The 10,055-nt window shown below is 61.8% G+C and carries 4 protein-coding genes; 3 read left to right on the forward strand and 1 reads right to left on the reverse strand.

Features of this window, described 5'->3' with window-relative positions:
• Positions 1–162: 162 nt before the first annotated feature.
• Positions 163–3,396 (forward strand): DEAD/DEAH box helicase, encoded by a 3,234-nt coding sequence (locus tag ACOCD2_RS06435; RefSeq protein WP_293645991.1) that lies wholly within the window; start codon positions 163–165, stop codon positions 3,394–3,396.
• 275 nt (positions 3,397–3,671) lie between these two features.
• Entirely contained in the window at positions 3,672–5,714 is a 2,043-nt protein-coding gene (locus tag ACOCD2_RS06440) for a DEAD/DEAH box helicase (RefSeq protein ID WP_293645993.1), read from the forward strand.
• 109 nt (positions 5,715–5,823) lie between these two features.
• On the opposite strand, the gene uvrA is transcribed toward ACOCD2_RS06440, so the two are convergent.
• The gene (uvrA, locus tag ACOCD2_RS06445; protein WP_293645995.1) at positions 5,824–8,649 is read right to left on the reverse strand and encodes an excinuclease ABC subunit UvrA; all 2,826 of its coding nucleotides are present in this window, start codon (positions 8,647–8,649) and stop codon (positions 5,824–5,826) included.
• Between the two features lie 72 nt (positions 8,650–8,721).
• On the opposite strand from uvrA, the gene ACOCD2_RS06450 reads away from it, so the two are divergent.
• Positions 8,722–9,939 carry an MFS transporter gene (locus ACOCD2_RS06450; RefSeq protein WP_293645997.1) on the forward strand — a complete coding sequence of 406 codons (1,218 nt, stop codon included), beginning with the start codon at positions 8,722–8,724 and terminating at the stop codon, positions 9,937–9,939.
• Positions 9,940–10,055: the final 116 nt, after the last annotated feature.

Genomic DNA, 10,055 nt, shown 5'->3' on the forward strand with positions numbered 1-10,055 from the left:
TGTGCATTCCCGCGGCAGCAGGTTCTATATCGATGATTCGGATCTGGAGTCCAAGTCCACCTTCAGCTTGCCGGGGCAACTGTTCGCCCTGCAGTCGGGACAGCTCAAGAGCACAGCGCCGGTGCTGACTCTGCCGGTGGGCAACTGACGGAGGCAGGCAAGTTGAAAATACCGTCACGCACCAACATCCGCCATGAATGCGGCGACACTTACTACAACCGTGGCGCATCTTACCAACGCCATGGCGCCGTGCTGGAATTGCAGATCAAGCGGGAAGCCGCCAACGAAGTCTTTTTCGAAGCCAGCACCCGCGGCTCCAGCCCTCAGCCTTACCAGCAGGAAGTGCATCTCCAATACCATGGTAAACACTGCAGGGTGGAAGGCTTTTGCAGCTGCCCCGTGTACTACAACTGCAAGCATGTGGTTGCCGCCTGCCTGGAATTCATCGAGAAAAAGCGCCAGCAACCCGTGGCGGGTGAAGGCCTGTCACAATGGTTGCGGAACCTGGAAGACAGCGCCCCCAAATCAAACCCGAATGCCCGTGAGGAAATGGGTGAATTTCTGGCCTTTGTCCTGGTTCCAGGCACTCAACCTCTGGAATATGACGTGGAATTCAAGGTGGTGCGCCGTCTCAAGAACGGCCTGTTGGGCAAATCCCGGACACCCCAAATCCATACCCTGATCCACGCCTACAACAAACCCCGCTATATCAAAGCCGGCGACGAAGAAATCATCGAACTGATCCGTATCAGCCAGGGCAACGCCTGGAATCATTTCCCCCTGCGCGGCCCGGCAGGTGCTCTGGCGCTGGAAAAAATGGTTCGTGCCGGCCGCTGTTTTCTGCTCGAACTCGATGATGAACGTCATGCGCAATGGGACGACCACAAGCGCCAGATGCAGCTGAAATGGCAACCTCATCCTTCCGTGGCGCTGGAACTGAAGGTGGGCGTGGAAGATGGCGGCCGGATCGCTCTGATGGATCCTGTCAGCTTCATCGACACCGACAGCAATACGATCGGACGCCTGGAAACCGGCAGCTTCAACCTGGCACAGATCCGGCAGCTGATGAGAGCACCCCTACTGGGAGAAACAGAAGCATGCCAGCTCAGCCGTGAGCTGCTGCTCGAACATCCCGGACTGGCACTGCCGCCGCCGGTGGAACTTCCCGTCGTCCGCATTGAGGATGTGCTTCCCACACCACGGCTGATCCTATGCAAAGGCAATACGCCCTATGGCTCCGACCATCTGGCCGAACTGCAGTTCGACTACGATGGGCATAGCATCCCGCCATTGCCGGTCGTAGAAATGAGCGTCAGTGATGACCGGCAGCAACTGATTCAGGTGCAGCGGGATCTGGCTGCCGAGAGCGACGCCGCTGTCACCCTGGAGATACTGGGCTTCCAGCTGCTGATGCTGGATGACAGCCGCCTGACAGGTTTTCTGCCTGCCGACTCACTAACAGAGAGCGCCGCGCAATGGAAAACCCTTCTGGACCAGGCCCTGCCCGAACTCGAGGAACAGGGCTGGCAGATCGTCATGGACGATTCCTTCAGCCTGGGCTTCCACGAGGCGGAAAGCTGGTGGGGCGAGCTGGATGAACAGGACAACGGCTGGTTCTCCATGAGCCTGGAAGTGGAAATCCAGGGCCAGCGTCTGCCGCTGCTGCCCCTGCTCGGTCCGGTGATCGAAGCCTATGATCCAGACAATCTACCCGAAGCCCTGCAGGTCCCCCTGGGCGACAGCCAGTATCTGAGCGTACCGGGGGAGAAACTCCGCCCCTGGCTGGAGACCATCATCGAACTGTTCGACAGCGAGCCGCAAGACAGGCTGGAACTGTCCCGCTTCGACGCCGCCCTGCTGGCCGACCTGGATGAACAAAGTGACATGCGCTGGCAGGGCGGCGAGCATTTGCGCGAGCTGGGCAGGCGCCTGAAAAACTTCAAGGCCATCGAAGCTGTGCCACCACCCAAGGGCTTCACCGGCACCCTGCGCGACTACCAGAAAACCGGCTACGACTGGCTGCATTTCCTCGCCGACTACGGCCTGGCGGGCATACTGGCTGATGACATGGGGCTGGGCAAGACGGTGCAGACTCTGGCTTTTCTCGCCAGCCAGAAACAGCAGGGCAAGCTGGAGCAGCCCGCCCTGATCATCGCCCCCACCAGCCTCATGAGCAACTGGCGGCGCGAAGCCCGGACCTTTACCCCGGACCTGAAGGTGCTGGTGCTGCAAGGGCCAGAGCGCCATGAGCGCTTCGAACAGATGGAAAATCACGACCTGATCCTCACCACCTACCCCCTGCTGCCCCGGGACAAGGAAAAGCTGCTGGCCCACCGCTACAGCTTCCTGATCCTGGACGAGGCCCAGGTGGTGAAAAACCCCAAGGCCCAGGCCGCGCGCATCGTGCGCCAGATCGATGCCGGGCAGCGCCTCTGTCTCACCGGCACCCCCATGGAAAACCATCTGGGCGAACTCTGGGCGCAGTTCGATTTTCTCATGCCCGATTTTCTTGGCGACCAGACCACCTTCAAGCGTCTGTACCGCACCCCCATCGAGAAACACGGCGACGAGGAACGGCAGGCGCGGCTGCGGCGGCGCATCGCCCCCTTCATGCTGCGCCGCCGCAAGGACGAAGTGGAAAAGGATCTGCCTGCCAAGACCGAAATCATCCGCAGCGTGCCCCTGGGCAAATCCCAGTCCGCCCTGTACGAAACCATCCGCCTGAGCATGGAAAAGAAAGTGCGCGAGGCCATTGCCAGCAAGGGTCTGGCACGCAGCCATATCACCATACTGGACGCCCTGCTCAAGCTGCGCCAAACCTGCTGCGATCCGCGCCTGCTCAAGCTCAAGCAGGCCGCCAAGGTGAAGGAATCGGCCAAGCTGGATCTGCTCATGTCCCTGCTGCCGGAAATGCTGGACGAAGGCCGGCGTGTGCTGCTGTTCTCCCAGTTCACCACCATGCTGGGGCTGATCCAGAAAGAACTGGATCAGCGCAAGATTTCCTACAGCAAGCTCACCGGCCAGACCCGCAAGCGCGACCAGGCCATCGAACGCTTCACCAGCGGCGAGGCGGACGTCTTCCTCATCAGCCTCAAGGCCGGCGGCGTGGGCCTGAACCTCACCGCCGCCGACACGGTGATCTTCTACGACCCCTGGTGGAACCCCGCCGCCGAGGCCCAGGCCATGGACCGGGCGCACCGCATCGGCCAGGACAAGCCCGTATTCGTGTACAAGCTGCTCACGGAAAACACCGTGGAAGAAAAAATCCTCGCTCTGCAGCGGAAAAAACAGGCTCTGGCCGATGGGCTTTATCGCAAGGGTGGCAAAAAAGAAGGCTTCCAGTTGAGCGACCAGGATCTGCAGGTGTTGTTCGAGCCATTGGCGCCGGAGGGATAGCCCACACCCCGGGGGTCGGAGTCAGTGGAGTGTTGTCGGGTGGATTCGATAGTTTTGGAATAGTCTGATCCCGTTCCCTGCGATGGTCCTGGGATGATTTGACTCCGACCCCGTTCGTGCGGACGGCGAACCCAACCCATTTCCGGGTAAAATGAAGGGCGAAACGAACATGCAGCGGAAGTAATCGAAATGCCAAACGACATCGGATCTACCCTTTCCCCCAACCATTTTTATGTCTGGCAGAACCCGGCTGGCGCGGCGGTGGAGCAGATGCAGTGAGCTGTTTTCGTCCCGATGAGTGGCAATACCCCGCCAGTGAGCGCCTGCAGGCGCTGCTGACCCTCCGCAAGCTGCGGGAACTGGCCGCCAGCTTCGAGCGCGCCCTGCGGGCCGATCGGCGTGCCGAAACCGGCAAGGACAGGCATTCCAATGCGGGCGAGCTGGCCGATGCCCTGCTGGTGGCGCGGGACGCCGACCTGTTCGCCGACGCCGCCATCCGCAAGGCGGTGGCCGCCGCGGTACGGCGCCGCGAAGAGCGCCCGGTCGATTGCCCTCTGCGCTGGGTACCCGGTGGGAGCGCGGCGCACCACTTCGTGCGCGAATGCGGGTTTCCGCCAGAGCTGGCGGGCAGCCGCTCCCGGGCGCGGCCCGAGTCCCTACAAACGGTGCTGCCACCTGCCAATTACCGCCGCCTCAAGCCCTATCAGGAAGAAGTGCGCGACCAACTCCTGGCCACCCTGGACGCCCCAGCCCCGGAGAATCGAGCCATGGTCTCCCTGCCCACCGGCGCGGGCAAGACCCGGGTGGCGGTAGAGGGCCTGCACCAGTGGGCGCACCACCAGCTCGATGAGGGCGGCCGCCGCCAGATGGTGCTGGTGTGGCTGGCACACACCGAGGAGCTGTGTGAACAGGCCGTGGCCTCTTTCGAAGACGTGTGGCGCTCCCACCCCGCAGGCAATCAGCCGTTGCTGCTGGCGCGGTTCTGGGGAGGCTACCGCCAGGGCCTGGACCGCCAGGAGCTGGCCGACCGCCTGGAAACAGAGGCTCCCGTGCTGGTGCTGGTTTCCACGCCCCAGAGCTTCATCGGCGAATCGAGGGAAGACTGGTTGGATCCGGCAACCATCGTCATCGACGAAGCGCACCGCGCCGCCGCGCCCACTTACCGCAGCATCATCGACCGCCATGGCGAACAGTCCGCCATCATCGGCCTTACCGCCACACCCTACCGGCGCGAGTTCGACCGGCGCAATCCCCAGGCGGGTACCGAGGCGCTGCAGGCGCTGTTTCAACGTCTCATCGTCGCCGAATCACTGGGACAGGAGGCCGGCGAACGCCTGCAGCGGCTACAGGAGATGGGGGTGCTCTCGGTGCCCATTTCACGCACCGTGCCCACGGGCATCACCCTGAAAGTGGGTGAGCCGCCACCCGAAGGCGAAATACAGCAGCAGTTCAGCTTCGACCAGGAACTGCAACAGCAGGCAGACCAGACCCGGCGGCGCCGCATCGTGCTCGAAGAACTGTTGCGTATCCTCGATGAAGAACCCATGGCGCGGGTGCTGTATTTCGGCCCCAGCGTCCTGGACGCGGAGCTAGTGGCCTTCATGCTGCGCTACAAGGGCAAACGGGCCGCCGCCGTCAGTGGCACCACCCGTACCGCCACCCGGCGCGCCATGATCGCGGACTTCAAGACCGGGCGTCTGGATGTGCTGTGCAACTGCGAGGTTCTCACCACCGGCTTCGACGCTCCCACGGTAAGCCACGTGGTCATGGCCCGCCCCACCATCAGCCAGGTGCTGTACGAGCAAATGGTGGGACGCGGCCTGCGCGGACCCGAGTTTGGTGGCACCCCCCATTGCCATATCGTGGATTTCGAGGACAGGTATCGGGCGCGCCGCCCCATTCTGGGTTACGAGCAGTTCCGCCATGTCTGGATTCCCCTGGAGGAAGAACCCCAGCAGGATGCCAAATCAATGGGCCTGCTGGTGCAGCTCGGCTCGGGAGACGTCAGCCGCTATGGACGCAACGAGCACCAGGTCGCCGCCTGCCGCAGCCGACCGGTGGTACGTGACCTGGAGGTGCCCGTGGTGGTGAGCCTGGAAGGCAGCGAACGCGGCCTGCTCCAGGTCACTGCCTGGGATCCCGAACGGCGCGAGAACCGGCACAGCCGCCGCTATGAGCTGAATATGAAGCAGCCGATGCTGCGCACCCGGCTGGAAGTGCCCAGTGGCTGCGAACTGCTGTTGCAGGCCACCACCTCCGACCCGCGTGGACACATCGAGATACGCCGCTACGATCCACGTCTTGGCGACCGGCCATGAGGAACGGCGCTGTCGGCACAGGCAGGGCTTCACGCCAACATTTCCCATCCTGTGGCTGTTGTCGGGCTGAAGCCCGACCTACAAACAGGTTTTCCCTGTCCTGGAGAAATCAGCCCGCCAACAGCGTCCCCAAGAACCTCCCTGTATGAGAACGGGTGACAATAGCGATGTCCTCCGGCGTTCCCTGAGCAATGATCTCGCCCCCGCCATCACCGCCTTCCGGCCCCAGGTCCACGATCCAGTCGGCGGTCTTTATCACATCCAGGTTGTGCTCGATGACGATGACGGTGTTTCCATGATCCCGCAGGCGGTGCAGCACGCCGAGGAGCTGTTCCACGTCGTGAAAATGCAGGCCGGTGGTGGGCTCGTCGAGGATGTACAGGGTGCTGCCCGTGTCCCGCTTTGAAAGCTCCCGTGACAGTTTCACCCGCTGGGCCTCACCCCCGGACAGGGTGGTGGCGTTCTGTCCCAGCTGGATATAGGTCAGCCCCACGTCCACCAGGGTCTGCAGTTTGCGCCTGACCACGGGCACGGCGTCGAAGAAATCCAGTGCCTCTTCCACGGTCATGTCCAGCACTTCGTTGATGCTCTTGCCCTTGTACTTGATCTCCAGTGTCTCGCGGTTGTAACGCTTGCCCTTGCAGGTATCGCACTGCACGTAGATATCCGGCAGGAAGTGCATCTCCACCTTGATCACACCGTCGCCCCTGCAGGCTTCGCAGCGACCGCCCTTGACGTTGAAACTGAAGCGCCCCGGCGTGTAGCCCCGGGAGCGCGATTCGGGCACCCCGGCGAACAGTTCCCGGATGGGCGTGAACAGGCCGGTGTAGGTGGCCGGATTGGAGCGCGGTGTGCGACCGATGGGGGACTGGTCGATGTCCACCACTTTATCGAAATGTTCCAGGCCCTGAACTGAGTCGTAGGGCGCCACCGTGTGGCTGGCACGGTTGAGCTCATTGGCTGCCAGGGGATAGAGGGTGTCGTTGATCAGGGTGGACTTGCCCGAACCGGACACCCCGGTGACGCAGGTGAACAGGCCCACGGGAATTTCCAGGCGCACCTGCTTCAGATTGTTGCCCCGGGCGCCTTCGAGTACCAGCACACGTTTGTCATCCATCGGTGTGCGCATCAGGGGAATGGCAATACCGCACTCACCGCTGAGATACCGGCCGGTAAGAGAATCGGGATTGGCGGCCACCTCGTCCGCGGTACCCTGGGCCACCACCTGCCCCCCGTGAACCCCGGCGCCGGGACCGATATCCACCACATGGTCCGCCGAGCGGATAGCTTCCTCGTCGTGTTCCACCACAATGACGGTATTGCCCAGGTCACGCAGGTAGGTGAGGGTCTTGAGCAGGCGGGCGTTGTCCCGCTGGTGCAGACCGATGGATGGCTCGTCCAGCACATACATGACACCCACAAGCCCCGCGCCGATCTGGCTGGCCAGGCGGATGCGCTGGGCTTCGCCGCCGGACAGGGTGTCGGCGCTGCGGTCCAGAGTCAGATAATCCAGACCGACATTCACCAGAAAGCTCAGGCGCTCTTCGATCTCCTTGACGATTTTCTCCGCGATCCGCCCGCGCTTGCCCGGCAGGTCCAGGCGCTGAAAGAAACTGAGGCAGTCGCTGACCGACAGCGCGGTGATATCCGGCAGATTGCTTTCGTTGATGAACACATTGCGTGCCGCTTCGTTCAGCCGCGCACCCTTGCAGGCCGGACAGGCATGACTGGAAAGGTAACGGGACAGCTCCTCGCGCACGGCGCTGGAGTCCGTCTCGCGGTAGCGTCTTTCCATGTTGTGTACGACGCCTTCGAAGGGATGGGTCTTCTTCACCCGGCGTCCCAGGTGATTGTGATAATCGAAATGGATGGAATCCTTGCCACTGCCATACAGAATGATGTCACGGATCTTCTTTGGCAGATTCTGCCAGGGAGTTTCCGGGTCAAAATCATAGTGCCGCGCCAGGGATTGCAGCATCTGGAAATAGTAGGCATTGCGCCTGTCCCAGCCACGCACGGCACCCGCGGCCAGTGACAGCTCGGGGTGTGCCACCACCTTGCTGACATCAAAACTCTGCTTCACCCCCAGGCCATCGCAGACCTCACAGGCACCCACGGGATTGTTGAAGGAGAAAAGGCGCGGTTCCAGTTCCTCGATACTGTAGCCACAGACCGGACAAGCGAAGTTGGCAGAGAAGACCAGCTCGTCCTTTTCAGGTTCATCCATCCAGGCCACCAGGGCGACACCGTCGGCCATGCGCAAGGCGGTCTCAAAGGATTCAGTCAGACGCAGGCGCAAATCTGATCGCGCCTTAAATCGGTCTACCACCGCTTCGATAGTGTGCTTCTTGCGCAGATCCAGATCCGGCGCATCGTCCAGCTCCCGGATCTCGCCATCGATACGGGCACGGATGAAACCCTGGGCCGCCAGCTCCCTGAGCAGCTTGTGGTATTCCCCCTTGCGTTCGGAAATCACCGGCGCCAGCAGCATGAGCTTGCTGCCTTCCGGCAGGGCCAGCACCTGATCGACCATCTGTTCGATGGTCTGGGCCTCCAGGGGCAGATGATGAGTGGGACAGCGCGGTGTGCCCGCCCGGGCAAACAGCAGGCGCAGGTAGTCGTAGATCTCGGTGATGGTACCCACCGTGGAGCGGGGATTGTGGCTGGTGGTCTTCTGCTCGATAGAAATGGCCGGCGACAGGCCCTCGATATGATCGACGTCCGGCTTTTCCATCATGGACAGGAACTGCCGGGCGTAGGCCGAGAGCGATTCCACGTAGCGGCGCTGTCCTTCGGCGTAGATGGTATCGAAGGCCAGGGAAGACTTGCCCGAGCCCGACAATCCGGTGATGACGATGAGCTTGTCCCGGGGCAGTTCCAGATCGATGTTCTTCAGATTGTGGGTGCGGGCGCCCCGCAGGTGAATACTGTCCATTGTCATTCTTTACTGGCACGAAACAGGGTACTATACGCTGTTATTCCGTTTCGCTTCAAACCTTCTCTGATCATGGCTGACAAGGAACAAACCGGCTTCAACGACACCGAACGCAGGGCCACTCTCGGCCTGGCGGGCATCTATGGCTCCCGTATGCTAGGGCTTTTTCTCATCCTGCCGGTTTTTGCCCTGTATGCGGAACATCTGGCATCGGCCACCCCGGTGCTCATCGGCATGGCCATCGGCATCTATGGCCTGACCCAGGCGGTGTTGCAGATCCCCTTCGGCCTGCTGTCCGACAGGATCGGACGCAAGCCGGTGATCGTCGGCGGCCTGCTGCTGTTCACCCTGGGCAGCATCATCGCCGCTACCGCAGATGACATCGGGATGATCATCGTCGGTCGCGCCATCCAGGGCAGTGGCGCCATCGCCGCGGCGGTCATGGCCCTGCTCGCGGATCTCACCCGGGACAGCCAGCGCACCAAGGCCATGGCAACCGTCGGCGTGACCATCGGCATGTCGTTCACCGTGGCACTCATCGCCGGACCGTTTTTCAATGCCTGGATCGGGGTGCCGGGGCTGTTCTGGATCACCGCCGCTCTGGCCATCGCCGGCATCCTGATTCTGCTGTTGCTGGTACCTACCCCGGCGCACAGTAGCGTCCACAGCGAAGGCGAGCCGGTACCCGCACTGTTCGGCAAGGTGTTGCGCGACACCCAACTGCTGCGTCTGGACGCAGGCATCTTCACCCTGCATCTGGTGCTTACCGCCCTGTTCCTGGCCCTGCCCCTGACCCTGCGTGATGCGGGTTTGCCCGTGGAACAACACAGCTGGCTGTACCTGCCGGTGATGCTGTTATCCATGGGGCTGATGGTTCCTTTCATCATCATGGCGGAAAAAAAAGATAAGATGAAACAGGTATTTACCGGCGCCATCGCCCTGCTGGGTATCGCCCTGGCTGGCTTTTACCTGCTATCCGCCAGTATCTGGGGGCTGGGCCTGATGCTGTTGGTCTTCTTCACCGGCTTCAACTTGCTGGAAGCCACGCTGCCATCCTTGGTGTCCAAACTGGCGCCGGGCGCCATCCGCGGCACCGCCATGGGCGTGTATTCCACTTCCCAGTTCAGCGGCGCCTTCGTGGGTGGGCTGCTGGGTGGCTGGGTGCATGCGTGCTTTGGGGAAACATCCGTATTTCTCATGGGCGCGGGCTTCATCCTGGCGTGGCTGCTCCTCGCCGGCAGCATGGCTGTACCAAAAAGCCGGACCAGGGGCAGCAAGCTATCGCGCTAGTGTAGTGTTGCATTTTGCTTGGAACTTAACCGGCGATTAGCACGAACAACTTTAGCCAAGATATCCTTAGCCTTGGCTGTCCAGATGAATGGCTTGGGTTTTTGGTTGTGTATGGC

It is taken from the genome of Thiolapillus sp., assembly GCF_048562965.1.
In the GTDB taxonomy this organism is placed as follows: domain Bacteria; phylum Pseudomonadota; class Gammaproteobacteria; order Chromatiales; family Chromatiaceae; genus Thiolapillus; species Thiolapillus brandeum_A.

Coding starts and splice junctions, on each gene's coding strand:
- uvrA (WP_293645995.1), bottom strand. CDS start 8,649: ATGGACAGTATTCACCTGCGGGGCGCCCGCACCCACAATCTGAAGAAC.
- ACOCD2_RS06450 (WP_293645997.1), top strand. CDS start 8,722: ATGGCTGACAAGGAACAAACCGGCTTCAACGACACCGAACGCAGGGCC.